Annotated in this window: 25 protein-coding genes; 9 read left to right on the forward strand and 16 right to left on the reverse strand. The window is 66.1% G+C overall.

Annotated elements, in window-relative coordinates; translation table 11 throughout:
• Positions 1 to 101 precede the first annotated feature (101 nt).
• From OID54_RS34390 to OID54_RS34400, 3 genes are all read left to right on the forward strand, one after another.
• Entirely contained in the window at positions 102 to 365 is a 264-nt protein-coding gene (locus OID54_RS34390; RefSeq protein ID WP_329026032.1) for a hypothetical protein, read from the forward strand.
• The gene (locus OID54_RS34395) at positions 362 to 568 is read left to right on the forward strand and encodes a hypothetical protein (protein WP_329026034.1); all 207 of its coding nucleotides are present in this window, start codon (positions 362 to 364) and stop codon (positions 566 to 568) included. Before OID54_RS34390 ends, OID54_RS34395 begins: the two co-directional genes overlap by 4 nt.
• A 369-nt stretch (positions 569 to 937) precedes the next feature.
• Positions 938 to 2,389, forward strand: coding sequence for an amidase (locus OID54_RS34400; protein ID WP_329026036.1), 1,452 nt, complete (start codon positions 938 to 940; stop codon positions 2,387 to 2,389).
• A gap of 67 nt (positions 2,390 to 2,456) precedes the next feature.
• Here the strand turns inward: OID54_RS34400 and OID54_RS34405 are convergent, their stop codons facing one another.
• Together OID54_RS34405 and rph are read right to left on the reverse strand one after the other, a co-directional pair.
• Entirely contained in the window at positions 2,457 to 2,591 is a 135-nt protein-coding gene (locus tag OID54_RS34405; RefSeq protein WP_329026039.1) for a hypothetical protein, read from the reverse strand.
• A 539-nt stretch (positions 2,592 to 3,130) separates the two neighbouring features.
• Complete coding sequence (gene rph, locus OID54_RS34410; RefSeq protein WP_329026041.1) at positions 3,131 to 5,725, reverse strand: rifamycin-inactivating phosphotransferase; 2,595 nt, start codon at positions 5,723 to 5,725, stop codon at positions 3,131 to 3,133.
• A 1,155-nt stretch (positions 5,726 to 6,880) separates the two neighbouring features.
• On the opposite strand from rph, the gene OID54_RS34415 reads away from it, so the two are divergent.
• The 4 genes from OID54_RS34415 (at position 6,881) to OID54_RS34430 (ending at position 10,294) form a co-directional block, all read left to right on the forward strand.
• The gene (locus OID54_RS34415; RefSeq protein WP_329026043.1) at positions 6,881 to 7,108 is read left to right on the forward strand and encodes a hypothetical protein; all 228 of its coding nucleotides are present in this window, start codon (positions 6,881 to 6,883) and stop codon (positions 7,106 to 7,108) included.
• 192 nt (positions 7,109 to 7,300) lie between these two features.
• Positions 7,301 to 8,341: a vWA domain-containing protein gene (locus OID54_RS34420; protein WP_329026045.1), complete on the forward strand. Its 1,041-nt coding sequence runs from the start codon at positions 7,301 to 7,303 to the stop codon at positions 8,339 to 8,341.
• Between the two features lie 198 nt (positions 8,342 to 8,539).
• Entirely contained in the window at positions 8,540 to 9,490 is a 951-nt protein-coding gene (locus tag OID54_RS34425) for an alpha/beta fold hydrolase (protein ID WP_329026047.1), read from the forward strand.
• 12 nt (positions 9,491 to 9,502) lie between these two features.
• Positions 9,503 to 10,294: a MerR family transcriptional regulator gene (locus OID54_RS34430; RefSeq protein WP_329026048.1), complete on the forward strand. Its 792-nt coding sequence runs from the start codon at positions 9,503 to 9,505 to the stop codon at positions 10,292 to 10,294.
• A gap of 162 nt (positions 10,295 to 10,456) precedes the next feature.
• Here OID54_RS34430 and OID54_RS34435 read toward each other — a convergent pair whose 3' ends face one another.
• The 13 genes from OID54_RS34435 to OID54_RS34495 form a co-directional block, all read right to left on the reverse strand.
• Positions 10,457 to 11,248: an ABC transporter permease gene (locus OID54_RS34435; RefSeq protein WP_329026050.1), complete on the reverse strand. Its 792-nt coding sequence runs from the start codon at positions 11,246 to 11,248 to the stop codon at positions 10,457 to 10,459.
• Positions 11,245 to 12,243 (reverse strand): ATP-binding cassette domain-containing protein, encoded by a 999-nt coding sequence (locus OID54_RS34440; RefSeq protein ID WP_329027953.1) that lies wholly within the window; start codon positions 12,241 to 12,243, stop codon positions 11,245 to 11,247. The genes OID54_RS34435 and OID54_RS34440 overlap by 4 nt, the downstream gene beginning before the upstream one ends.
• Positions 12,244 to 12,560: 317 nt before the next feature.
• On the reverse strand, positions 12,561 to 12,887 hold the full coding sequence (locus OID54_RS34445; RefSeq protein WP_329026052.1) for a DUF1048 domain-containing protein: 327 nt from the start codon (positions 12,885 to 12,887) through the stop codon (positions 12,561 to 12,563).
• Between the two features lies 1 nt (position 12,888).
• Positions 12,889 to 13,245 carry a DUF1048 domain-containing protein gene (locus OID54_RS34450; protein WP_329026054.1) on the reverse strand — a complete coding sequence of 119 codons (357 nt, stop codon included), beginning with the start codon at positions 13,243 to 13,245 and terminating at the stop codon, positions 12,889 to 12,891.
• Positions 13,242 to 13,568, reverse strand: a complete 327-nt coding sequence (locus tag OID54_RS34455) for a PadR family transcriptional regulator (RefSeq protein WP_329026056.1) — start codon at positions 13,566 to 13,568, stop codon at positions 13,242 to 13,244. Before OID54_RS34455 ends, OID54_RS34450 begins: the two co-directional genes overlap by 4 nt.
• 619 nt (positions 13,569 to 14,187) lie before the next feature.
• Entirely contained in the window at positions 14,188 to 15,129 is a 942-nt protein-coding gene (locus tag OID54_RS34460) for a fumarylacetoacetate hydrolase family protein (protein WP_329026057.1), read from the reverse strand.
• Between the two features lie 123 nt (positions 15,130 to 15,252).
• Positions 15,253 to 16,206 (reverse strand): VOC family protein, encoded by a 954-nt coding sequence (locus tag OID54_RS34465; protein WP_329026058.1) that lies wholly within the window; start codon positions 16,204 to 16,206, stop codon positions 15,253 to 15,255.
• Positions 16,207 to 16,328: 122 nt separating this feature from the next.
• Positions 16,329 to 17,255 carry an NAD(P)-dependent oxidoreductase gene (locus tag OID54_RS34470; protein WP_329026060.1) on the reverse strand — a complete coding sequence of 309 codons (927 nt, stop codon included), beginning with the start codon at positions 17,253 to 17,255 and terminating at the stop codon, positions 16,329 to 16,331.
• 50 nt (positions 17,256 to 17,305) lie between these two features.
• On the reverse strand, positions 17,306 to 17,677 hold the full coding sequence (locus OID54_RS34475) for a YciI family protein (RefSeq protein WP_329026061.1): 372 nt from the start codon (positions 17,675 to 17,677) through the stop codon (positions 17,306 to 17,308).
• A complete protein-coding gene (locus tag OID54_RS34480; protein ID WP_329026062.1) occupies positions 17,674 to 18,159 on the reverse strand; it encodes a nuclear transport factor 2 family protein in 486 nt (161 codons plus the stop codon). Before OID54_RS34480 ends, OID54_RS34475 begins: the two co-directional genes overlap by 4 nt.
• A gap of 31 nt (positions 18,160 to 18,190) precedes the next feature.
• Entirely contained in the window at positions 18,191 to 19,264 is a 1,074-nt protein-coding gene (locus tag OID54_RS34485; protein WP_329026064.1) for a cupin domain-containing protein, read from the reverse strand.
• Between the two features lie 46 nt (positions 19,265 to 19,310).
• Positions 19,311 to 20,186, reverse strand: a complete 876-nt coding sequence (locus tag OID54_RS34490; protein WP_329026066.1) for a fumarylacetoacetate hydrolase family protein — start codon at positions 20,184 to 20,186, stop codon at positions 19,311 to 19,313.
• A gap of 78 nt (positions 20,187 to 20,264) precedes the next feature.
• A complete protein-coding gene (locus tag OID54_RS34495; protein ID WP_329026068.1) occupies positions 20,265 to 21,674 on the reverse strand; it encodes an amidohydrolase family protein in 1,410 nt (469 codons plus the stop codon).
• A gap of 279 nt (positions 21,675 to 21,953) precedes the next feature.
• Here OID54_RS34495 and OID54_RS34500 point away from each other — a divergent pair, with 279 nt between their 5' ends.
• Positions 21,954 to 22,736 (forward strand): IclR family transcriptional regulator, encoded by a 783-nt coding sequence (locus tag OID54_RS34500; RefSeq protein WP_329026070.1) that lies wholly within the window; start codon positions 21,954 to 21,956, stop codon positions 22,734 to 22,736.
• Between the two features lie 263 nt (positions 22,737 to 22,999).
• On the opposite strand, the gene OID54_RS34505 is transcribed toward OID54_RS34500, so the two are convergent.
• Positions 23,000 to 23,479, reverse strand: coding sequence for an Lrp/AsnC family transcriptional regulator (locus tag OID54_RS34505; protein WP_443055737.1), 480 nt, complete (start codon positions 23,477 to 23,479; stop codon positions 23,000 to 23,002).
• A 268-nt stretch (positions 23,480 to 23,747) separates the two neighbouring features.
• Between OID54_RS34505 and OID54_RS34510 the strand changes: the two genes are divergently transcribed.
• Positions 23,748 to 26,075, forward strand: a complete 2,328-nt coding sequence (locus tag OID54_RS34510; protein WP_329026074.1) for a transketolase-like TK C-terminal-containing protein — start codon at positions 23,748 to 23,750, stop codon at positions 26,073 to 26,075.
• The last annotated feature ends 484 nt before the right edge of the window (positions 26,076 to 26,559 follow it).

The following is a 26,559-nucleotide window of genomic DNA, read 5'->3' on the forward strand; positions in this document are numbered from 1 at the left end:
TTGAATTGCACTTCCCGGCAGGAGTTTTGGGCCGGATTCAAATTGAGTGCCCAATTCGAGTTGCTCAGCACTTCGACTTCCGATATCGAGAGGAAGAAGTCATGGCATTCAACAACCTCGGGTCTGTCACCACACTGGCTGCCGGTGCTCAGATCACCTGGTGGTACAACTTTGCGAATGGTGAGGATCGGGGCGCGCAACCGGCCTGGCCCGATGTCAAGCTTTCGGGCAACGGCCCCACTCACATCGCGTTCAACCACAGCAAGCGGAGGACCGGGGCCGGATACACCGAGTACGGGGTGACGATCCGCAACATCGGCAGTGAAGCGGGTACTCACAACCTTCAAGGGGGCGGCCTCGTATGAAACTCACCGTCATCACCGAGGGGAACGGCGATGTTGTCGCCGTGCAGGAAGGCCATGCGTCGGAGGCCCGGAAGGCCCCCGACTACGCGGTCATCGCGGCTGGGGACGGACAGACGCTCCATGAGGTGGACATCCCCGATCTGACCGAGTCCCTCAACGCCGGGGAGTTGCTGCGGACCGTGGCCGCCCATCTGGCGGCCTAGTCACCTGAGTTCGACCAGCCGCAGACGAGAGACCGGCGGCAAGCTTGCCGGGTGCCCATCCAAGCACCCGGCAAGCAGCGTGTGGTCTCACTGGCAACCACTGCGTACGGCCTGCAATGTCTTCGCACAGGCCGTGACAATCAATCCGGCACTCGCATGCCATGGCGGGCGGAGCTCGGCCCCAAAGACCGGGTCCAACGCGGATGAACTTGCAGGTGGAAGTGTGGCCCCGCAACTGCGGGGATGGTCCTCGCCCATCGCTCGGGCAGAGTTCTGTGGCCGGAGAACAACATGATGAGTTGAGCCAACTACTCCGTTGTGTGAATCAGTATTTTATGACCTCTGCCAGAGGTCAGTACGGTCGGATTTATGGAGTGGAACTTTCGGAGTGCAGAAGAACTCGCGGTTGCCCTAGGTGCCGGTGAAGTGACCTCGGCGGAACTGACCGACGAGGCGATTGCCCGTATCGAGCGCAACGACAACGTGATCAACGCGATATGTGTACCGGACTTCGACCGTGCACGAGCCGCCGCGCGCGGTGCCGACCAGGCGCGCGCCCGCGGCGAGGTCCGGCCGTTGCTCGGAATTCCGGTGACGGTCAAGGAGTCGTACAACATCGCCGGGCTGCCCACGAGCTGGGGTCTGCCGCAACACCGGGACTATGTGCCTGCCGAGGACGCCGTACAGACGTCGCGGCTCAAGGCCGCTGGCGCGGTGGTACTCGGTAAGACCAATGTGCCCATGGGTCTGCAAGACATCCAGAGCTTCAACGAGATCTATGGCACCACCAACAACCCGTGGGATCACGATCGCACCTCGGGCGGGTCCTCCGGTGGATCGGCGGCAGCCCTGGCGTCCGGGTTCGGCGTGCTGTCCATCGGCTCCGACCTCGCCGGTTCGCTGCGCACCCCCGCGCACTTCTGCGGAATCTACGCGCACAAGCCGACACTCGGACTGGCCGCGAACCGCGGCATGGTCCCACCGTCCGAGCCGGCCTTGCCGGTCGACCTCGACCTCGCCGTCGTCGGTCCGATGGCGCGCACTGCCCGCGACCTCACGCTCCTGCTCGACGTCATGGCCGGACCAGATCCCCTGACGCTCGGCAAGGCGCACCACGTGACGCTGCCGCCCGCGCGCCACGAGCAGCTCCGCGACTTCCGGGTCTTGGTCCTCGACGAGCATCCGCTCATTCCGACCGGGTCCGCTGTGCGGGCGGGTGTGAACCGGGTGGCTGACGCGCTGATCGACGGCGGCGCCTGCGTCGAACGGCACAGCCCGTTGCTGCCCGATCTCACCGAAGCCGCCACGCTCTACACGCAGTTGTTGTTCTCGGGTTCCGTCGCCCGTTTTCCCGTCGAGGCGCACGAGGAACTGCGTTCACGCGCCGCCGCATTGAACGCAGACGACCAGAGTCTCGACGCGACGCGGTTGCGTGGCATGGTGCTCAGCCACCGGGATTGGATCGAGGCGAACAACCATCGCGAACGCCATCGCCACGGCTGGCGGCAGTTGTTCGCCGAGTTCGATGCCGTGGTGTGTCCGATCACACCAACCCCGGCGTTCCCGCACGACCACAACCCCAACGTGTTGGAACGCCGGATCGACATCGACGGCGTCGAGTACCCGTACTTCGACCAGCTCGTCTGGGCTGGTCTGGCCACCATGCCCGGCCTGCCCGCCACCGCCGTACCTGCTGGCCGGTCTCCCGAGGGCCTGCCGGTGGGAGTGCAACTCATCGGTCCGATGTTCGAGGACCGAACCCCGCTACGGCTCGCCGAACTCCTGGAACAGAAGATCGGCGGCTTCCAGCCACCAAAGTAGGCCAGCGGGCCAGCGGTTTGAGGGCGAGATCATCGACGTGGACACCCAGCGTGGACGGGTCCAACTGTCACTGAATGCCCTCCAGGAGAACCTGCTTCTGCCCTTCCGAGTCTGTGACGAACCAGTCGACCACCTCGGCCAGATCGTGAGCGAGGGCGACGAGCTCACCGTACGGATCGTCGTGGTCGACCTGGTATGCCACCGCCTCACCCTGTCTGCCAGGATCTGCCGCAGGACGGGAAACGATCTTCCCGAATCTGGGAAGCGGTCACCAGGTGCCCGGTTCCGCACCAGGTGACCGCGACTCATGAACACCCAACTGTTGTGAACCCTCAAGGGTTGATGAGGACGCTGACCTGCGCGGGCTGTGCGTTGTTCGGCTTCCCGTCCAGTCGAGGAGTCGGCCTCTCCTTGGCGCAGGGCCTTCCGGCAACGGGACACGTCGCTGCTGTCCCAGTCGGCGGTCTGATCCAGCACTGAGGTCACCACCAGCAGCTACCCGGCCCGCTCGGCTGTCCTCCGGCCAGGCGGAGCCAGAAGAGTCAGGGCCACGGTGGTGGTGGCTTCGGTCGGGAGTCGACGGACGTTCGCTGGGAGGGTCTGTCTCGTCGGAGCTCGGCGAGTGCGGTCGTCAGAGCGTGGACGACATGGGCATGGATCTCGATCTGTTCGGTCAGTTCGCTGAACTGCTATGCGTTGTCTTAGTCGGACGCTACGGATGGGCCTTCTCGGTGTGATCGGTCAAGGCAGGATCTCGACGTACCCGTCGGTTCCGTGCACACGGATCCGCTGCCCATCACGGATCAGCCGGGTGGCTTGCTCCACGCCCACGACGGCCGGCAGGCCGTACTCCCGGGCGATCACTGCGCCGTGGGTCATCAAGCCGCCCACTTCCGTCACCAGGCCCGCGATTCCGATGAACAGGGGAGTCCAGCCGGGGTCCGTGCAGGCCGTGACCAGGATGTCGCCCGCCTCAAGATTGGCCTCCGCCAGGTCGAGAATGACCCGGGCCCTCCCCTCGACGGTCCCGACGGAGACCGGTACGCCGATGAGGGCACCGGCCGGCACATTGTCGCGCCGGTACACCCCGGCGACGGCCTCGCCTTCCGATGTGAGCACGCGAGGCGGTGTGAGCGCGTGGTACGAGCGGAACGCGTCCTTGCGTTGTTGGATGAGCCGGTCATCCACCTGGTGCGAGCGCACGACGTCGTGGAACTCCTGGAACGTGAGGTAGAAGACGTCCTCCTGCTCAGAGAGCACGCCAGCCTGCACAAGGCGTTCGGCCTCCTTCAGCAATGCCTTCTTGTAGATGAAGTAGCGGCTGACGATGCCGTACTTCGGGTACTCCCGGTACCCGATGAAGGTTCGGACCTGGTCGATCATTCGCTTGGCCTCGTCCGCCTTCCGGTCCCCGTCCGGGAGGGCCCGCAAGCGTGACAGCACGTCCTGTTCCTTCTTCCGCGCCTCCTGCCGCCCGTGCTCGAAGCGCCGCTCAGCGGCACCCGGCTCGAAGTCCCTGACATGGTCCAGGATGACGGGCACGAGCGTGGAAGGGCGCTCGCGCCAACGCGGCCTCGTGATGTCGATCTCGCCGACGCAGCGCATGCCGTACCTATCGAGGTAGTCCTCCATGGCGTCGCGCGCCGCGGGCCCGCCCGGGAGCTTCGCCAGCTCGTCTAGGAAACCCTCGTCCTCGACGTCCTGCAACAACGCCACCACCTCGGGATGAGGGCGGATCACGTCTGCGATGTCGAGCAGCGCCAGCCCCATCTCCGACGTGACGTTGTCGGGGGCGGAAAGCGTCAGAGTGTCAGCCGCGTTCTTCTCGCCAAGCCACTCCTGGAGTCTGTCGTTGAGCCACCACGTCGCCTCCATCCCTGCCATGATCGCCTGAAAGTTCAGCGGATCACTGAGGACCCGCTTGTGCTCCTCGAAGGCGTCCCACAGGAAGTCGAACACTGCCGGTCCGCTCTTGGTCCGAATGTTGCGCTTCAGGGCGGCGATGGACGCCTGGCTGCGCTCGATCAGCTCGGTGACGATGGCTGGATCGGTCTCGATCGTGACGGGCGCGCCGCCAGGCGGCCTGCCCGGCCCCGAGTCCGGGAGCGACGGGACGAAATCGTCGCGATCCAAGACGGTCTCCAGCGCGTCCCTGATCAGCAGATCGTCTTTCCCCAAGGCGTCCAGGAGTCCGGCGCGGCTCGCGGGCGATGCCAGGCGCCGGGTGACGTCGACGAACAGCCTCCCACCGGCCGGGTGCATCGGCACCATGGCCGTCAGCGGCCACATGGAGAGCCCCAGGGGCTTCATGGGGCCGGTCATCATCTGCCCGTGACCAACGGAGACGTAGACGTGATTCTCCTGGTCGTCGGTCTCGGGGATGGGGAACAGTGTTGTGATCGGCCGACTCTGAACCATCTGGAAGCCATCGTCGAGCAGGCACCATTCGATGTCCTGCGGGCTGCCGAAGTGCGCTTCGATCCGCCGCCCGAACTGCACGAGTCGCACGACCTGCGCATCTGTCAGCGCCGGCTGTTCCTGTCGCTGTGGGTCGATCGCCACTTCCTGCGTACCACCGGCCGGCCGGGCCTGAACGGCACGTCGTTTGGCGGCGAGCGTCTTGGCGACGACCTGGCCGTCGCGCACCTTGAACACGTCCGGGTTCACCAGGCCGGAGACGAGGGCCTCGCCGAGGCCGAAGCCGGCGTCCACCGTGGCGACCTTCCGGTTGCCCGTGAGGGGGTCCGACGTGAACAGGATTCCGGCCGCATGAGGGAAGACCATCCGCTGCACGACCACAGCCATACGGACCGTACGGTGGTCGATGCCGTTCTGCTGGCGATAGGTCACGGCCCGCTCGGTGAACAGTGAGGCCCAGCATCGGCTGATGTGCTGGAGGACCGCCGTCGGCCCCACGATGTTCAGGTACGTGTCCTGCTGGCCGGCGAAGGAGGCCGTCGGCAGGTCCTCTGCCGTCGCGCTGGATCGGACGGCGTAGCCGGACTGCTCGCCGAGCTGGGTGAGCGCACGGGTGATCGCCTCCGCGAGATCGCCCGGGATGACGATCCCTTCGATGGCCCGCCGAATCTGCGCGCTGAGCGTCCGGATCGCCTCCCGGTCATCCGGGTTCAGGCGCGACAGCCGATCGAGTCGGTCGTCGATCCACGGCACTTCCGCCATGATCCGCCGGAACGCATCTGTCGTCACGCAAAAGCCACCCGGTACGCGGATGCCTTCGATCCGAGACAGCCCGCCCAGGTGCGCGCCCTTGCCGCCAACGACCGCGACCTGTGTCTCGTCGACCTCTTGGAGGTCCAACACGTACTGCTCGATCATTGCGATACCTCCGAATCAGTCGTGTCCCGTTGCACTGCATTTGCCGATCGGTTCACCGGCACCTCCAGCTCAGTCGAACCTCTTGTCGGGCACATTCGCATCTCTGGTCGCCTTCCGTCCGACGGCTCGGCCGGCCCGCTCCGCCCGGCCGGGCGGCGTGCCCCCTGCACCACCGCCACGAGGACTCACGACCGCCCTGTCGGGTCCCACCGCTGGTTTGACGTCACCGCATCCCCCTCGTAGGTCGACAGCAGTACCCGCGCGTTGTTCCCCCATTTCCGCAGGTCGTGGCCTCGGCTGATGATTCTGAGCCATAACGGGGGCCTTGCCGCAAGCCCCCCAGTGCGCTATACCTTGAGAAGGGCAAGGAGAGATCTCCTTGCCTTTTGCCGTCCGTTGGCATTGACAACTCCTCGCTCGCGAAGCGGTGGTGCGCCGAGTACGGGGAAGCACCGTTGGCCTTGCGGTTGCAGCTGCGGAACCAGAAGTTCTTTCCCCTGTCGGTAAGGCCCCAACGCCTTCCGCGCCGCATCTCCCCGTGTTGATCGCTCGGACAGTGCATCGAGAACTACTCCGACGGCGACATCGGTTGCTGGTGAGAGTTCGTCACAGACACGTAGCCTATGAGTCGTCGCAGTTCAGAGACCTGCCGATCGGAAGAGTGCGTCGAGCTCAGTCGGGCCGATCGGAGTCTGCTGGACGGTGCGACGGTGCGACGGTGCGGATCGAGGAGGTCGAGGCCGTCGGCGGGCGTCGGTTTCTGGACGAGCGGGCCAGGAACAGGGCGCGGCTTGCCGAGTTGAAGGACGATCTCTTCGCGCCCGGGACCGTCACACAAACGGTGCTGTCCTCACCATGGATGCTCACACTGGCGTCATTGGCTTCGCAGACGGAAGCCGGAGCCGGGAGTCTCCGTTCCTTCATCGGGCTCACGGCGGGATGCGGTGCCGGAGCGATCGGATTGGCGATGGGGGTACCCGCAGGGTTGCGTGCCGCTCGGCGCAATGACGGCGGAGACCCGGACCCGGATCCGCGCGGGGGTGTGTACCCCGTTGTCCTCACTGCGCAACGACGCGATGGCGGGCGTGGTTTCCGGTGTGGTCGTCGTAGCCCTCACGCTCTACGGGACACTGTGCGTCGAGGCTGCGGGTTCGCTTGCCGCTGGCCGTCCTCACCGCCCTGGCCTGCGGTGTGGCCGCCGGGCCCGGTTTTGTCGCGGTCACCAGTCGCCAGTACCTCGGCCTGCTCTCGGTCAGCCGAGGCAAGCTGCCATGGCGCCTGGCAGCCCTTCTCCGCTGGTGCCATGAACGCGGCCTGCTGAGATCGGCCGGCACCGTCTATCAGCTCCGTCACGACGAACTGCTTGAGTGGCTCCGGCGTTGAGGCGGATGATCGCCGGCGTGTGGAGCCCTGCCTCCGCAAGATGAGCTCCGCCAAGTGGCCGGGTGGGCCCGCGTCCTCGGGGGTCCCGTGCCGTTCCTAGCCGCTGCCCTGGCCGGGTTCATCCGGGCCAGGATCGATTGTCAGTGGTGGGTGAGACGGTAGGAGCATCAGTCGGAAAGAGGGGGAGTTACCTTGTCCGGAATCCAGAACTACATCAATCACGTTGCTCTGGTGTTGGATGCCAGTTCGTCCATGTCGCACCTGAGCGGCAAGGTCGTCGAGGTCGCCGACCAGCAGATCGAGTACCTTGCCCGCCGGTCGCGGGAGTTGGACCAGGAAACCCGCGTCACGGTGTATGTCTTCGCGGACAACGTGGAGTGCGTCATCTACGACAAGGACGTGCTGCGGATGCCGTCGCTGAAGCAGCTCTACCGGGCCGGGGGGATGACAGCTCTACTCGCGGCTGCACTGAAGTCACAGAGGGAACTGGCGCAGACTGCTCAACTGTACGGTGACCACAGCTTCCTGACGTTCGTGCTGACCGATGGCCAGGAGAACGTGAGCCATCGCTGTCCGGATGCCCCTTTCAGTAATCCGCTTGAACTGACCGACGCCGTTGCCAAGATGATCGCGACGCAGGACGACAACTGGACGCTGGCCGTCCTTGTGCCGGACCAGATGGGCCGGCGCGAGGCCATGAACTGTGGATTCCCCAAGGAGAACATCGCCATCTGGGATGCCACGAGCACCCAGGGCCTCGAAGAGGCTGGACAGGTCATCCAAGAGGCCACCGAAAAATTCATGGTGGGTCGCACCAAGGGCATCCGCGGGTCGCGGGCGGTGTTCTCCACGGGTGCCCAGACCGTCAACCAGGACACGATCAAGGCGGCTGGTCTCACCCCGGCGAATCCGGCGAAGTATGAGCTGATTCCGGTGTCCCGTGCCGCTGCCATCCGGGACTGGGTCACGGAGTCCGGACACACCTACGGCACCGGCCGCGCCTTCTATCAGCTGAGCAAGCCGGAGAAGATTCAGGCACGGAAGCAGATCGCAGTGATGGAGAAGAAGACGGACCGTGTGTACACGGGGCCCGCAGCCCGAGCTCTGCTAGGACTGCCGGACGTGGAAGTTCGCGTCAAGCCGGACCACAACGACGACTTCACCGTTTTCGTCCAGAGCACCAGTGTGAACCGGAAACTCGTCCCCAACACACAACTGCTGCTCATGCTCTGACCACTTCTTCCCGCAGTCTCCTTCGTGCGCACTCGCAGCGGTCGTGCTGGTGGTGACCCCTCCAAACAGGTCCCGGCGGGTGCATTGACCAGCCGGCCGCGACCGCTGTGGGTAGATGCCGGAGGTTGCGGGCGGGCGGAAGTTGTATCGATGCAGGGGTTGACCCTGACGCAGGGGGAACCTTTCAGCATGGTGGGCATGACTTCGAGAACCAATGCGATCGAGGGCGCCGGACTGCGCAAGACATACGGCGATCACGAGCTCTTTCCCGGAGCCGGCCAGGGATCTCACGAAGAAACGCACGCCGGCAGGCCGACCGGCGACGAGGATCAGACCGGGAGGGGCGATTGGCCGCTACAGCACTTCACGGTCCACCACGACGGCGTCACGATTCCGGTGTCCCGCGGCGGGCAGGGACGCCCCGTGGTCCTCTGCCCTGGACTGAACTCTACGCAGGCGGACCTGCACGAGCTGATCGAGCTCCTTCGACGCGACCACGATGTGGTGACCTTCGATCTCAGGGGGCACGGCCTCGCTTCTGCCGCCGTACGGTACTCCTTCGACGCGTTTCTCGGTGATCTCGTTGCGGTGCTCGGCGAGCTCGATCTGCCCACCGAACCCGTGCTTGTGGGCTACTCACTGGGCGCGGATCTGGCCGTGCACTACGCCGCAGAGTGCCCTGACACCGTCGCTGGGCTTGTCCTCATCGACGGAGCGAACCCATTGCCCGAACCCTTCATCACCGTCGTCGACATGGCGGACTTCCGCGCGATGGCGGACGACCTGGTGAGCCGACAAGAGACCCAACGGGCCAAAGGAGCGGCGCATCAAGTGTTGCTCACCGCACAGAACATCCACGATCTGAATCTAGAGGTTGATGCGGTTCGGTCCGCAATCCTCGACCGGTACCGGAAGATCGATCACCCCATCCGCATGATCATGTCGAAGTACATCGCCGGCAACAGCGTTGAAGGACGTGCACCACGGCACAATCAGATCTGGCGCGCCGGCATCGCACGGCTCATCCGGGAACGGCCGTACGCTTCCACGTGCTGGCTGGATGCTGACCATCGGTTGGTCTTCACCCATGCCTCGGAGATCGCGAACATCATCCGGAGCGGACCGCTCAGCCGACAGACCGGCTTCTAGGACACTGGTCCGATGCTGACCATCGGTGAATTGGCGTCGTATGCCGGAGTGACGGTGCGCGCGGTGCGGCACTATCACGCCAAGGGGTTGCTGCCGGAGCCGGAGCGAGACCACTCGGGCTACCGGAGGTACGACGCCGATGCCGTGGTCGAGCTGATCCAGATCCGGACTCTCGCCGAGGCGGGAGTCCCGCTGGGGCGCGTGCAGGAACTGCTACGGGCCGATGAGGCGGGGTTCGCCGCGGCGATCACCGACATCGACAGGCGGCTGCGGGCTGAGATTCTGGACCGACAGCAGCACCGGGAGCGGATCGCGCACCTCGCCTCCGGGGAACATCTGGCGCTGCCCCTGGAGGTGGTTGAGTACCTCGACCACCTGCGGGAGCTCGGGGTCGACGAGCGAATAGTCCAGGTCGAACGCGATGGCTGGATTCCGCTGGCCGCGCGCTCGCCCGAGCGAATTGCGGAGTGGATGGCACGCAAGCGAAAGCTGATCACCGATCGGCAGTTCGTCGGCTTCTACCGGACGCTGAGCCAGGCTCTCGACCGCCCCCGCGAAGTTCAACAGCTGGTCGAACTGGCCGACGAACTGGCCGCCTACATCACACAGATGGCCAACGAGGAGGGCGAGCACTATGTCGACGACACCGGCATCGAACCGCCACTCGCCAAGCTGATGGACAGGCTGGCGTTCGACACCGTACCGCCAGCCCGGCAACTGATCGCGCTGCTGACGGAGCGAGGCTGGACGGGTTGGACCAGGCTTGAACGCGTGGATCCGCCACCCGCGTGGACCCGCCACTGATGAACGCGCAAGTGTTCGCGCAGCCGGGACCGGATCTTCCGCAGAGGGTAGGACACGGCTGTTGTCGAGCTGGACCGGCTGCGGAAGGGCACTGGTCGACGGGCATTTCGGTACTGAGTATCCGATCGGCCGCCACAGCGGTGTTGAGGGCGGTCGGCTCCGCTACTTCGGGTCGCGGTTGAACTGCGCCGTCGACCAGCGGTAGCCGAGCGCGGTCAGGCCGACGCACCAGGCGATCGCGATCCAGCCGTTGTTGCCGATTTCGGTGCCCAGGAGGAGGCCACGGAGGGTCTCGATCGCAGGGGTGAAGGGCTGGTACTCGGCGATCGGCTGGAACCAGCCCGGCATCGTACCGGCCGGGATGAAGGCGCTGGAGATGAGCGGCAGGAGGATCAGCGGCATGGCCATGTTGCCCGCCGCCTCGGGGTTCGGACTGGCCGCCCCCATCCCCACTGCGATCCAGGTGAGTGCCAGAGCGAACAGTGTGATCAGCCCAAGTGCTGCGACCCACTCCAGTGCCGTGGCGTCCGTGGACCGAAAGCCCATCGCCACACCGACGGCGCCGACGAGTACCACGCTCATCAGGCACTGCAGCACGCCGCCGACGACATGCCCGACGAGCAGAGAGCCCCGGTAGATCGCCATCGTGCGGAAGCGGGCGGTGAGGCCCTGGGTCATGTCAACGCAGACGGACACCGCGGCCCCGATCACGGTGCTGCCGACGGTCATCAGCAGCAAGCCAGGAACGATGTAGGCGATGTAGTCGGATCGGTTCGCGGCGGCGCCACCGATGCCGGCGCTCATCACGTCGCCGAAGATGTAGACGAAGAGCAGCAGCATCATGATCGGCGTGAGCAGTAGGTTCAGGGTCCCGGACGGGTAGCGCCATGCGTGCAGGAGGTTGCGGCGCAGCATCGTGTTCGAGTCGCGGATGGCGAGAGAGAGTGAGCTCATCGAACGGTCTCCTTGGACTGGTTGGGGACGACATTGGCCGGGCCGGTCAGAGCGAAGAACACATCGTCGAGGTCGGGGGTGTGGACGGTCAGTTCGTCCGCCTCGATGCCGGCCGAGTCCAGCCGGTCGAGAATGGAGCGCAGTTCGCGCTGACTGCCGTCGCTGGGGATGGACAGCGACAGTGCTTCTTCGTCCCGGCTGACCTCGCGCAGGGCGCCAGCGGCTGACTGGTATGCGACCGGATCGGTGAAGCGGAGCCGGATGTGCCCGCCGGGAACGAGCCGCTTGAGTTCCTCGGCTGAGCCCTCAGCGGCGATCTTGCCATCGTTCAACACGGCTATGTGATCGGCGAGTTCGTCGGCCTCGTCCAGGTACTGAGTGGTGAGGAAGACGGTGACGCCGTCGGAGACGAGGCCACGGATGATGCCCCACATGTTGTGGCGGGATCGTGGGTCGAGCCCTGTGGTCGGCTCGTCGAGGAAGATGATCCGCGGGCTGCCGACCAGTGTCATCGCGAGGTCCAGGCGGCGCTTCATACCGCCGGAGTAGGTCAAAGCGGGCTTCTTCGCAGCCTCCACCAGTTCGAAGCGCTCCAGGAGCTCGGCAGCGATCCGCCGCCCCTCGCTCTTGGACAGGTGGTGCAGGTCCGCCATGAGGAGCATGTTCTCTTCGCCGGTGATCAAGTTGTCAACGGCGGAGAACTGTCCTGTGACACCGATTGAGGCCCGGACCGCCTGTGGGTCGGCGGCCAGGTTGTGCCCGTCGACGTGCAGGTCACCGGCGTCGGCGGTGACGAGCGTGGACAGGATTTTGACGGCGGTGGTCTTGCCGGCGCCGTTCGGGCCGAGCAGCGCGAACACAGACCCGGCCGGGATGTGCAGATCGATACCGTCGAGCACGAGATTTCCGTCGTATGACTTGCGTAGCCCGACGGCGGAGACGGCGGGGATGGCGGTCAGCGGCGAATGACCGTTGCCTTGCCTGCGCGTGGGCATGACAGATGAAGGCATGTGGACTTCCTTTTGGAGACTGGAGACACCGGGGAGATTTTGGAACCCGGTGGAGAGACGGTCCGGACGACGCGTCAGACGCCTTGCCCTGGAGAGTGGTGTCGAGCGGCCCGCCGCCGGCGCCCGGATCATCGGGGGCGTGGGCATGACTGGGGCAGGTATCGCCAGCCTGCTCGACCGCCTCGGTGGACAGGGCCTGCGGCGGCTACCGGTGGCCGGTCGGCTCGCGCCTGTTCGCGCTGCGCCGAGACGATCGAAGCGGGTGTACGGGCCGCTGCGCCCGCGGTATGAGGCGGCGGGTGCTACGTGTCGGCCGTGCCGGGGTTGCCGCTGATGGACTCCTGGTAGACGTCCGCATAGGTACGTGAGTCCTTGACCAGCTCATCGCAGAACGCGGCGACGTCGCTGCCGATGAGTTCCAGGACCCCCTTGCCAGCGGCGGCGCCCTCCTCGAAGAACTCGACGATCCCGGGGAGCAGAGGTCCGTCAGACAGGTCGACCGGTCCGACCTTGAACAGGTACTTCTGCATCTCCTTGTAGACGATCCGGTAGTCCGGCGGGAGCGCCTTGACCCGAGCCATGTGCGCTCGCCACTGCTTCTTGCCCTCGATGATGTCCTGGATGCCCACGTCAGCCTCCCAGCCGGTTCAGTTTCCTCGCGACGTTCCTGTTCAACTGCTCGCGCCATCGGTCGCGATAAGTTCGAGCCTCTTCCCCACCCGCCAGCGCCGCGCAAAAGCCCGGGATGTCGTCGCCGAGGACGTCGTCGACGCTCTGTCCCTCCGCCGCTGTTTCTTCGAGCAACCCCAGCGCGGCGTCCAGGATCGGTATCAAGTTGCGGCCGGTGAAGTCCCCGTGAGGAAGGAGGTGGACCTTGATCTGGTCCCACGCCGCCCGATAGTCGTCCGGCAGGGCCTGGGCCCGGGCTTCGAACGCCTTCCAATCCCTGGTGAGATCGCTGCCGGTGATGGTCTCCCAGAAGTTCATCGCTCGCCCTCCTTGAGCCTGTCGATGCGTGATGAGACGTACTGCCATTTCGTCCAGAACTTCGCGAGCTCCTCGCGTCCGGCGTCGTTGAGCGCGTAGAACTTGCGCGGCGGGCCGACGCCGGACGGTCGTTTCGTCACCTGGACGAGTTTGTGCCGCTCCAGTCGCAACAAGATGGTGTACACCGTTCCCTCGACGACGTCGGCGAAGCCGAGCTCGTTCAGTCGACGAGTGATGGCGTATCCGTAGGTTTCCTCGCCGCCGATGATTTCGAGCACGCACCCTTCGAGCGTGCCTTTCAGCATCTCCGTCAGGTCATCCATCGCGAGTCCTCCTCGGCCCTAGCGGTACTGTGTAGCACTGAGTACCACTATACGGTACCACTCAGTAGTGGCGGATGTCAGCAGGGCAGCCTTGCCTTCTGGGGGTTGGGGATTTCCCACCGCGACACGCTGAACTGGACGGAGCAGTCTCCTTCGACCCAAGGCGGTGTGAGCGACGCCAGCTGGTGGTCAGCGAGCGGCACACCCACTGGGCGAAGGTCATGCCCAGTGGTGGCCGAAGGCGCCGGCCCTCCTTGTCGAAGGAGAACTGTCGTACGGCCCCGTCAGCGGCAGCACTCGGACCGGGGAGGAGCGATGACCTCAACCGCGGTGCTGTGGCTGCCGGGCACAGTCGTTCTGAAGGTGATGGGTTTCGTACTCGGGTCTATGTGCTGACCCGCAACCGGGCACCGGGACGGTGGCTCGGCGGAACCGTACAAAAGCCCTGGCTATGAGGCCACAACTGGTCTCCGGACACACCGTTGCCACACGGCCCCGGTCAGCTAAGCCCCGTGGAGGACGGGACAGCCATTGGGGGGCGGGCCGTGTGGCAACGTTGCCGCGATCGGTATCGAGTGTCTTCGTTCCTCGAACACGGGATGGACTTGAGCCCGCTCGTTCAGGGACCGACCACGTGGTTCACCAGTTCGCCGATTCCCTCGACGCTGACGCGGATCTCGTCACCGGCGTGCATGAACACCGGGGGCTTGCGGCCCATGCCGACTCCGGCCGGTGTGCCCGTGCTCAGTACATCGCCGGGTTCGAAGGCAAAGTACTGGGACAACTGCTCGATGAGTTCGGCGATACCCGTCAGCAGGTCCGAGGTGTGTCCGTCCTGCATGAGCCGGCCGTTCAGCGTGGTCTTGATCGTCAGGTTCTCGGGGTCGGTGATCTCATCCGCGGTGACCACGGCAGGCCCCATCGGACAGAAGGTTGGATACTGCTTGCCGAGGAGCATGTCCGTCCATGCCCAACGCCCGTCCTCCGGGGTGGTGGCACTGGCGATTCGGGGGACCTCATCCCGGGCGGACACATCGTTGATGATGGTGTAGCCGCCGATGTAGTCCATTGCGTCGGCTGCTGTGACCGCGTGACAGCTGCGGCCGAAGACCACACAGAACTCGCCCTCGAAATCGACCATGTCCGGGGCTCCGGCGGGGATTCGGATCGATGCATCGGGGCCGATCACCGAGTGCGGCGACTTGACGAACCATGCGGCCTTCCTCGGCGCATCTCCGCCCATCTCCAGCACGTGGGAACGGTAGTTGACGCCGGCGGCCACGATCTGGACGCGCTCACCCAATGGCGCAAGCAGGGTGGCGGGCTGCGGAACCAACCATCCCGGGTCCTCGATCCGCTGGACATCTGCGGTGACCTTCGCCAGTACCCCTCGTACGGCGTCCAGGTACTCCGGTCCACGTCGGAAGAGATCGGCGACGGTGGTGGGAACCTCCACACCGTGTGCGTCCAGCACGCGTGACAGGTCGACCACACCCAGGCCCGGAACATCGGCACCAGGGGCAGAACGTCCGGACGGATCCGAATAGGTAACGAGACGCATCAAGTCTCTCCAAGCTGGTATCGGGGAAACGCACCGTGGGAAGGGGCAGCTCTGCATGTCGTACGCGGTGGCAGCCCCGCCGCTGGGCTGGCGGGGCTGGCGGACCGAAACGGGTACCGGAGGCTACTTGAAGCTCTCCGGTGGGAAGGTGCCCCATTCGTCAGCGGAGCGGGGATCGGTCACCGACCAGTGCGTCGGTGAGTAGTTCTCATCGTCGAGGATCGTCATCTCCTCCGACGAGAACTCCAGAATGTGCCCGACGTGGTCGCGGAAGTAGATCGCCACGTTGTGACCGGGACCGTGGCGCACCGGACCCCACAGGATCTCGACGTCGTTCTTCGTCATCACCTCCGATGCCTCCAACACTGCGGCGGCGTCCTTGACCGTGAACTGCACGTGGTGCAGCCCGTTCACCTCGGCGCGTGCCAGCGCCATGCAGTGGTAGAGCTTGCTGCCGCGGAAGAAGGCCATCAGTGGTGAAGTGTCGGGCAGTTGGATCTGAGAGCTCTCCATCAGACCCAGGTTCGTCTTCACGTACTCGATTTCGCCGTCCATGTCGACCGTGCGCAGCACCACGTGGTCGGAGGCGATCGGCGCCGGTGCCACGGACGGCCGCCGGGTCGAAGCGGCCACCGGTACGTCTGGTACGAAGCCGGTCCTGAGCTCGATTGGGTGGCCGGCAGGGGTCCGGAAGCTCAAGGTGGATCCTGGGCGGAACTGCGAGATCTCGTCATTGCGTGTGAAGTCGACGCCGGCCTTCGCGAGCATGGAGGCGGCCTCCTCGAACGCCGCGTCGTCGGTGACGATGTAGGAGATGGTCTCCAGGCCGCTCACACCCGGCGTGTAGACGAGCGAGTAGGCGTCCGGCCCGTGGCCCGCCAGGTAATAGCGGCCTGCGTCGTCGTGCCCGGCGTGCTGGAAGCCCAGGTGACTGACCGCGTACTCGGCCGAGGCCGCCGGGTCGGGGCTGAACAGCGCGACATGGCCGGTACGGTAGATGCCCAGACCCTTCGGCTTGGTGACGGGTTCGACCGGTCGCGGGATCTGCATCGGTTCGGCTTCGGTGTCGACAGACATCGTGCGGCTCCAATCGGTGTTGGGTTCAGTCTCTGAGCTGTCTGAGCTGTCTGAGCTGTCTGAGGATGCTGGGGAGTGCTGGGGCTGCTCGTAGTGGTCTTTTGGGGGGCGATACGGTCGGCTCAGCGGGTACTGCCCACGGGCGCGAGGCCCCCGGCGATGGCATCGGCCGACTCGGATTCCAGCACCGCGACGAGGACGGCGATGTCCTCCTCGCCGTAGCCCTGTGCGCAGGCGGCTTCACAGATCCGGTGCACGGTGCCCAGGAGCGGCATCGCCGCACCGACTTCGGCCGCGGTGGCCATGATGGCCTCGGCCACCTCGACCGCACCGGAGACCGTTCCCTTCACGGGACGGGTCTGACCCTCGGCCATCATCGGCGCGCGTACGTTGAACATCGTCGACGCCGCGGCGGACGGCTTGATCGTGTCGATGACCAACTGCGTGTCCAGGCCCACGGCCTTTGCCAGGGCGATCGCCTCCGCGGCGGCCGTGATGTGGACGAACGTCAGTGTGTTGGCGACGAACTTCATCTTGGAGCCCGAGCCGAACTCGCCGGTGGCGATGACCCTGCCCAGGGCTTCGAGCGCCGGACGGACCCGTTCGAGTGCGCTCGCCTCGCCGCTGGCGAACACTGTTCCCTTGCGCTCTGCCACCATCGGCGGGGTGCCGCTGACCGGAGCGTCGAGCATGGTGATGCCCGCAGCCGCCAGGACGTCGCGAGCGGCTTCCTTGCGGCTCAGCGCCATCGCTCCGATGTCGACCACGAGCAGGTCGGACCGACCGGCGGCGAGCAGCCCGTGTTCACCGCTGATCACATCGTCGAGTGCGTCTGCCGAGGTCACGCACGTGAAGATGATGTCGGCGCGTTCCGCGACCTCCTTCGCGGAAGTGGCCGCCTTGCCGCCGATGGCCTCGAAGTCCGCCATCGAACTGCGTCGATAGCCCCACACGGAGTAGCCGTCGGCGATGAGGTTCGCCGCGAACGGCAGGCCGATCTTGCCGGGGGCGATAAGACCGACAGTGAGGTCGGAGCCTTGGGTCGTCACCAGGTGTCTCCTTGCTAGGTGCGCCGTTCGCGCGAGGGTTGGGGTTGCGATCAGCGCAGGTGGTAGCTGCGGTCCGAGAAGTCGACGGCGATTTCAATACGCCCTTGGTGCACCTGCCACTCCTCGATCCGGAACGACCGGGCGCCGCTGCTGTGGAAGGGATCGGCCGCGGCGAGGGCGGCGGCGGCGTCGGTGCTCGTGGCCCGTACGATCAGCATGCCGTTGGGCCCGGGGTTGCCCGTCGCATCGAGGAACGGCCCCGACATCAGGAGCGCGCCCTGCTTTTCCAGCCCGGTGAGGTAGGCCAGGTGTGCAGGGATGTGAGCGACGAGTTCTTCCGGTCGGGGTCCGGGGTCGGAGAAGATCACGAAGAACTGCTTGTTCAGCGAGCCCGCAGTGGGGTTCGGCATCGCCGCGGTCATCGCTGCTGGCCCTTTTCGGCTGCCAACTCCATGATGCGCGGGTTGCCGTCGGTCCACAGGAGCCCCATCGTCACCGAGTCGAGCAGCCACCCGGACCCGGCGCGGACCAGGCCGAAGGTGTACGTTCCGTTGGTCGCCGTGTAGGGGCTGCCACCGGGGTTCGCCAGTCGCATCTCGACCCGGGCGTGCACGATGCAGGTCGCGTGGTCGCCTTCGGTGCTGATGTGGGGCAGTGACAGGAAGTGCTGTGAGGCATCGGTGTGCACGATGGTGGCGTTCCATCGGGCTTCTAGCTCTTCGGGGCCGAGTACGGTGGCGGGGCGACCGGTGACGGACTCGTAGTTCCAGGTGACCCGTTCGGCCAGGCATCCCACTGCGCGTTTGATGTCCCGGGCGTCCAGCGCGAGGACGAAGGCCGCGACGGTGTCCTCGATCGCCGCGCGGTCCCGCGCATAGTCATTTCGTGCTGTGGAGCTTGTCATAGGGGTCTCCCCGGGTGGTCTTGGGTGACGGTCACCCCTGCCGCTGGCATGTCCGCTCCTGGTAGAAGCCGAGGGCCTTGAGCACCGGGATGTCGGTGTGCGAGAAGAGGATCGCCGGCTCGTTCTCGGTGTTGATGTGCTCGTGCACCGACCATCCCGGCACCGTGAAGGTGTCGTGTTCGGACCAGTCCAGCACCTCGCCGTCCACGATCGTCCGCCCCCGGCCGCGTACCACGTGGTAGATCACACTACTGGTGTGCTGATGCGCCTCGGTGTGCATCCTGGCCGGCAGCGCCTGGATGTAGGCGCCCATGGTCGGCATGATGGAACCGCCGCTGTGGGGGTTGGTGAACTCGAAGATGACGCCGTCGGTGGGCGAGCCGCTCCAGTCGTCGAGGGCGGCCTTGAGCAACTGCTCTGTCTGACTCCAGGGGTAGTTGATGACGGGCGAGTACGGCTTGTCCCACGTCTGCCAGGCCGGGTTGAGCCTGCTGTTGGCATAGAGACGTTCGGTCGAGTCCGCGGAACGCAACTCCTCCTGGACGCGGTCCGGGCCGTCGACGAAGAAGTTCGCTTCGAGCTTGTTGATCAGTGGAAGGTCGAGCCCGTCCATCCACACCACCGGCTCGTCGGTGAAGTTGCCGTGGTCGTGCCAGGCCCAGGAGGGGGTGAGCACGATGTCGCCGGGGTGCATATGCGCGCGCTCGCCATCCACTGCGGTGTAGGCGCCCGAGCCTTCGATGACGAACCGGAAGGCAGCAGCGGCATGCTTGTGCATCGGTGCGATCTCGCCCGGCAGCACCAACTGGATCCCCGCGTAGAGGTTGTTCGCGGTCTCCACCTTCTTGGCCAACCCGGGGTTGATCAGCATCAGGACACGTCGCTCCGCCTCCTCTGCGCTGATCAGTTGGCCCGCGGTCATCAGTTGGGCGCGGACATCGTCGTACCGCCAGACGTGCGGCAGTGCACGGCTCTTCGGCTCGGTCGGCAGCAGTCGTGGGTCGGTGTTGCGCCACAGCGGCTCGACGCTGAACGAGTCGAGGCCCGCGTAGTACTGCTCCACGTCGATGTCGGGCGTCGTACTGTCCGTGCTGGTCTGCATCATCTTGTCTCCTTCTGACTTCTCCGTCCGGCACCTGCGCTGAGGGGGTTCACCACTTGCGCGTCACGACGGGAAGGCTCAGTTCGCCCAGCCCGTCGATCTCGGCACGTACGACATCGCCCGCCTCGATCGGGCCGACTCCCTCCGGCGTCCCGGTCGCGTAGATGTCGCCCGGCCGCAGCGTCACAACGCTGCTCGCCTGCTCGATCAGGTCGTCGATACCGACGATCAGGTCGCGGGTGTTGGCCTGCTGGCGCAGTTCGTCGTTGACCCACAACCTCAGGCCGAGGTTGCTGGGGTCGGTCACCTCGTCGGCGGTGACGATGAACGGGCCGATCGGTGTGAAGGTCTCGAACGACTTGCGCATCGTCCGTTCTTCCTGCCGCTCGCCCTCGGTGCGCAGGGTCAGGTCCAGCAGGATGAGGTAGCCGAAGATGTGGTCGGTCACCTGCTCGGCGGGTACGCCCCGGGCGGGCTTGCCGATGACGATCCCCAGTTCCACCTCGTGGTGGAAGGCACGGCCGGGCATGGGGGGCAGTTCGATCGCGTCGGCCGGCCCTGAGATCGATGCGGAGCTCTTGACGAAGAAACCCACGTCACTGGGCGACCGCAGGGCCTGTTGGTTGGTCGGTCGATACTGCGAGTCGGTCATCTCGGCGACGTGCGCATGGTAGTTGGCCGGTGCTGCGAGCACCTGTCCCGGACGCGGGATCGGCGGCAGCAGGGTCACTTCGGCGAGCGAGCGCTCCGGCGCCGAGGCCAGCGCTGTGCGCAGCGGTTCTTTGAGCTCGTCGAAGTGCTCGATCAGCTGGTTGATCACATAGGGAGTACCGTGCCATCGGCTGTCGACGACGTCGGTGACGTCACGCACTGAGGCGCCGTCGACGATGCCGATGCGGTACTGGTCGAAGAGTGCGATGCGCATGGAGTGGGTCGATCCTTCGCGGTTCCGAGGTGGGTCACCGGCTCCAGCCGGGTGCGGTCGAGGGGGCGTACCGGATCGTCAGTGGTCCCCCGGGTGCGGAGGTGGCGGTGGAGCCCACCCGGGTGTGACGCCGGCCGCCTCCAGCAGCTCACCGACGGTGTCGACGGCCCGCCGGCTGATCCCTGCCGCGTCGGCCGCGATGAGTGCGCCGCCGCGTTTGACGGCCCGGCCTGCGACGAAGACGGTGTCTACGGTCTGACGGCTGGCGTGGTGAACGATCGAGGCGACCGGGTCGAGGACCGGAGTCATCGAGATGTGATCCGTGCGGATCATGACGATGTCGGCCTGCTTACCCGGGGTGAGGCTGCCGGTGACATCCTCCATTCCCAATGCGCGGGCGCCCTCGATGGTCGCGAATTCGAGCACGTCCCGCGCGGATAGTTCGAGCTGCCACGGGTTGGCCCCGTTCTCCAGCGACTGCTGGTTGGCCAGGCCGCGCGGCACTGCCAGTGCGAAGCGCATCGCTGTGAACGGATCGCCGCCGACGGCCATACAGGTGTCGATGCCGATGTTCGGCCTGATGCCTGCCTTCAGTAGCTGGGTGATCGGCGGCCAGCCGTGTCCCATGGCGGACTCGTCCTCGGGGGTCACCGACACCGATACGCCGGCGTCGGCCATCAGCCGGAACTCCTCATCGGTGAGCAGGTTGCAGTGACCGAAGATCAGGTCGTCGCCGAGGAGCCCCGCCCTGTGCAGCCGGGTCACATTGGGTCGGCCCTGCGGATCGAGCACCGCCATACCGATGTGGGTGTTGATCCGCAGCCCCAGTTCGCGGCCGAGTGCGAAATCGGCCCGTACGACGTCCAGGGGCGAGGAGTCCGGTCCGCGTACCGCCAGACCCATGGTGACGAGCCCCGAGTCGGAGGAGAAGTATCGACTGCGCACCCGGCGGATCTCGGCCTCGTTGCTGGGAGTGGTGCTGGTGAACGGGGGCGAGAGGATTTCCAGTTGTTCGGACATCGCTCCGCCGTAGCCGAACACCGCGCGGATGCCGCTGGCTTGCAGCGCGCGCACGGCCTCGTCGGTGTGCTCGGGCGAAGACTGGTTGTGGGAGTAGTCGAAGACGGTGGTGACTCCCGAGTCGAGGGAGTCGTAGGCACCGAGGGCGGTGCCCAGGGACATGTGCTCCGGCGTCATATGCGGGCCGAGCATCCCGAACATCGTTGTGAAGTACTGGAACAGGGACCAGTCGGCCGCCAATCCGCGCATGAGCGCCTGGAACAGATGGCGATGTGAGTCGATGAAGCCGGGGAGCACGATGTGCCGTGAGGCATCGACGATGTCGGCGCTGCCTTCGGCGATCGCCAGATCGGGGCCGATCGCGGCGATCGTTCCGTTCTCGATGAGTACGTCGCCGATCAGGTCACCGACGGTCGGATCCATGGACACGATCCGGCCGCCTCGCAACAGCGTGCGCGCTGCCGTCATGCCGTGACCGCCGTGCACCGGTGCAGAGCAGATTTCATCCCAGGACCCCTCCTGTGGGCGGTGGGTCAGTCTGCTAATGTTCTGCAATACAGAACATGAGACTGTGACACAGAACAATATGTTCGCGTCGTTACGACGCTGTCAAGAGTGCTGTGCCTGGATTTGCCGGAGTGTTGTGGACCGAATTGCCGGACATGCAACTCGCTCGCCCCTGATGGCGAGGCCGCCTCTACACTCGGCGCCGTAGCTTGTGACATCGGACGCCTGGAGGAGCATCGAATGATCGCGCCAGCCAAGGAGACGGATACGTTGACCCCGAACTACCCGATCGGTTCCGTCGACAAGGCCCTGCGCCTGCTGTGCGTCCTCGCCGAGGAGCGGGCGATCCGGGTCGCTGATGCCGGCCGAAGGATCGGGACCGCCCGGTCGACGGCCCATCGACTGCTGGAGATGCTCCAGCTACATGGATTCGCCCAACAGGATCCGGTTACACGCGCGTACGTCCCCGGCCCGCGGCTGCTGGACATCGGGGCAGCCGCGCTGAACAACCTCGACATCCGGGCGATCGCCAGGCCCGTGATGGAGGAGTTGGTGGTCGAGGTCCAGGAGTCGGCGCACCTCGTGATCCTGTCCGGCCCGGACATGCTGATCATCGACGCGGTCGAGAGCTCACGGGCGCTGCGCGTCGGCTCCCGCGTCGGGGTCCGTGTGCCGGGCTACGCCGCCGCCGGTGGACGGGCCGTGCTGGCGCAGTTGTCCGAAGATCGGGTGAAGGCCATGTTCCCGTGCGAGGAACTGGACGTGATCACACCGGACACCCTGACGAGTCGTGCCGCGCTCATCGAGGAACTGGCAGAGGTGCGTGAGCGCGGATTCGCCGTGTGCATCGGGGAGGTGGAGCCCGATGTGGCCACCGTAGCTGCGGTCATCCCGAACGGTGATCGCATCACTCCGGCGGCGATCACCGTGTCGATGCCCCGCTACCGGTTCACCGAGGACGATCTCACCCGGCTGGGCCATGCGACGATGAAAGCGGCACAGCGTTGTGCAGCGGTGGCCTGAACCGACCGTCCGATCCGGCCTTGCCCCGGTCACCGGCGTCGGCGATCCGGTTCGACAGAGTGTGCGCCGGCCGAGTGCGCGGGCGTGTGGTGACCGGTCGGCGTCACCGCTCGACACACCCGGCCGGGGCGACTTTGCCGGGCTCAGCCGTCTTCTCGGTCCAATGTGGTTCTCCCCACCGGCGAGTTCGATGGGCCGGGCGCCCTTGTCCCTCACCATCAGCCCGTCTGATGGCCCGTCCTGACCTGCATGGCCGCGCGAGGCTAACGCTCCGCCGCCCGCCGCAGCAGCGGTGTCAACCGGTAGTCGACGAGTTGGCGCATCACGAGGGCGGTGTTGGTGCGTTCCACGCCGGGAATGCCCAGGATCTGACCCGCGACACGGTAGAGGTCGTCTGCGTCGGTGGCGACGACGTGCACGAGCAGATCGGTCTCGCCCGAGAGGCCGTACACCTGGAGCACTTCGGGGACGGCCGCGAGAGCCCGTGCGACCTCGTCCAACCGGCGCTGGGTGACCTGGGTGGTCACGAAGGCGGTCAGGGGATAGCCCAAGGCCGCAGGATCGACCCGACGTGCGAAGGAGCGCAGCGTGGCGTTCCGGTCGAGCGAGGCCAGACGGGCCTGAACGGTGTTGCGACTCAACCCGCTCTGTTCCGCGAGTGCGACGGTCGTGGCACGGGGGTGCTCGGTGAGCGCCAACAGCAGACGGGCGTCGGTGGGATCGATCCGTTCGGGCTTGGGCACGATGCTGCCTTTCGAGAAGGATGAAGGCCGGCGATTGGGCATTCTGCTCAATTTCCTGGCAGGACCTTGTGCACATTCTGATGTGGTGATGTCCTCAATGCAACAACTGCACCATCCTGGGAGCGCTGCACCGACTGTGACCCGGTCGGTCCGACCCGCCCCGGGGCAGTTCTGCTCCGTGTGTCTGCCACACGCCCCCCTTTCTCTCTTTTCCAGCACGGTGCCTCCCTTTTCACGGGGGCGCCGGGCGTGAGGAGGCCCGTTTCCCATGTCCACTGCAGCTGAGACCCGTCGGCGTTCCGCCACCGATCCCTTCGCCACCCTCGGTGAGGTCGAAGATCGTGTGTTGTGGCTTGCCAGCGCGATCGTCGACCACGCGAACCGGGTACGGCCCAACTCATCGGGTCTGAAGGTGGGCGGCCACCAGGCGTCGTCCGCATCGATGGTGTCCATCATGACCGCACTGTGGTTTCGCCACCTGCGTCCTGAGGACCGGGTGTCGGTCAAACCGCACGCCTCCCCGGTGCTTCACGCCATCAACTTCCTCCTCGGCGAACTGGACGCCTCGTACCTCCCGACGCTGCGCGCCTGGGGCGGACTGCAGAGCTATCCGAGCCGCTCGAAGGATCCTGATCCGGTTGACTACTCCACCGGCTCGGTCGGCATCGGCGCCACGGCCACGATCTGGGGGGCCCTGGCCCGCCGGTACGCAGACCAGTCCGGCGACGGTGGCTTCAAGGGCCGGCAGTTCGCCCTGGTGGGAGATGCCGAGCTCGACGAGGGAGCGGTCTGGGAGGCGGTGCTCGACCCACAGGTCGCTGAACTGGGCGAGTTGGTGTGGATCGTGGACCTCAACCGACAGTCCCTGGACCGCGTCGTTCCGAACATCGCCGCGGACCGGCTCCGGAGCATGTTCGCGGCAGCGGGTTGGCAGGTCCTCACACTCAAGTACGGCACGCTGCTCGAAGAGCTGTTCACCCGCCCCGGAGGGGACGCCCTGCGCTCCCGGATCGACAGCATGTCCAATCCCGAGTACCAGCGACTGCTGCGCTGCCCTGCGGACGAGCTGCGCGAGCGGCTGCCGGGAACCGGGCCGGACGCCGACCGGATCGCCGACCTGCTGGCCCAACTCGACGACGCACTGCTGACCGACGCGATGCGCAACCTGGGCGGGCACGACATGTCCGCGCTGGACACGGCCCTGTCCGAGATCGACGACAGCCGACCCACCGTTCTTCTCGCCTACACCGTCAAGGGCTATGGCCTGCCGTCCCAGGGCCATCCGCAGAACCACTCCTCACTGCTGACGGAGCGGCAGATGCGGGAACTCGCTGACCGGGTCGGGACGGACCTCGACCAGCCCTGGACCGGTTTCGCGCCTGATTCCGCGGCGGGACGGCTCTGCTCGGACGCCGCGACGCGTCTGCACCGTGACGACCCGGCTCCGGTGACCCCGCCCGCCCTCCCTCTCGACATCGGCCGCACTCCGGCGGGCACGGCGACCACCCAAGCGGCGTTGGGCCGTGTGCTGCTCGATCTGACCAGGTCCGCACCGGAAGCCGCCCGCAGGGTGGTGACCGTGAGCCCGGACGTCAGCTCGTCGACCAATCTGGGCGGCTGGGTGAACAAGGTCGGAGTCTGGTCCGCAGGGGAGCGTACGGACTGGTTCGCCGACGATCCAGAAACCATCCTGCACTGGCGCGAGAAGCCGACCGGGCAACACATCGAACTGGGCATCGCCGAAACCAACCTGGTCGGGCTGCTCGGAGAGCTCGGCGCGACCTGGAGCCGTTGGGGCGAGCCCCTGCTGCCGATCGGGGTGATGTACGACCCCTTCGTCCAACGGGCCCTGGAACCATGGTCCTTCGGCATCTACGCAGGCGGCCAGTCGATCCTGGTCGGCACTCCATCCGGTGTCACCCTCGCACCCGAGGGCGGGGCGCACCAGTCCATCACCACTCCGTCCCTCGGTGTGGAACAACCCGGCTGCGTCACCTACGAACCGGCCTTCGCCATCGACACGGAGTGGACGCTGCTGGCCTCCCTCGCCAGGCTGGGACGGCCTGATGGCACCTCCGCCTATCTGCGGCTCTCCACCCGTCCGGTCGATCAGAACCTGGCCGTCGTGCCCACGGACCCGGCCGCCCGCGAACGCCGTAGGCAGCAGGTCGTCGCGGGTGCCTATCCCCTTCTGCGCTGCGAGGGCGCCGAGGTCACCATCGCCGCCATGGGTGCGATGGTGACCGAAGCCCTCGCCGCAGCCGAGCGACTGCGCCTGATGGGAATCGCCACGGACGTGGTCTGCGTGACCAGTCCGGGACTGATCTTCAGGGCACTGAACTCCCGCCTCGGACAGGACGACGCCCCCGACTGGATCCTCGACCAGGTCTTCCCCGCCGACCGGGCAACCCCGCTCGTCACCGTCCTGGACGGACACCCCCACACACTGGCGTTCCTCTCCACCATCCACCACGTGCCGCTGCGCACCCTGGGGGTCACCGGCTTCGGGCAGTCCGGCTCGCTGGAGGAGGTCTACCGCTACCACCGGATCGACACCGACAGCATCATCCGAGCCGCCCTCGACCTCACCCGCTAGCGCACCCCGGAGCACGGACACAACCACCCCCGCGGCCCACCTCGGAGTCCCGCCCCCGGGCACGGACGCCTCTTCGGCACCCCAGACATCGGGGACAGGCAGGTCGCAGATCCCGGTCAAGAGCTGCCAGAAGGGATGGGGTGGGCTGTGTCCGCTCTCGGATTCAGCAGAATGGTGGGCAGCGCGGGGCGGGCCAGCGCTCGCACGGGTCGACAGCGGCACCGAGATCCCACGTGGAGCGTGTCGATATCGTGTGGGAGGTGGACTTCGCCTGTGGTCTCTGTGTCTTCTGCGGCGGGGATCTGCTGTGGGAGTGGGAGGTTAGGGGGCCTGGGTGACTGGTCAGACGGCGAAGACCTCATCGCGGTGCGAGTGCGGCAGCATGGCGGTGCGCCAGGTGAACCAGTTCGTCCTTCACGATGAGCTGTGGTGGGACTCGGAGCTTTCTTGCGGATCCTGCGGCGCCCACCTGTGCGAACACGCG

It is taken from the genome of Streptomyces sp. NBC_00690, from assembly GCF_036226685.1.
Lineage (GTDB): Bacteria > Actinomycetota > Actinomycetes > Streptomycetales > Streptomycetaceae > Streptomyces.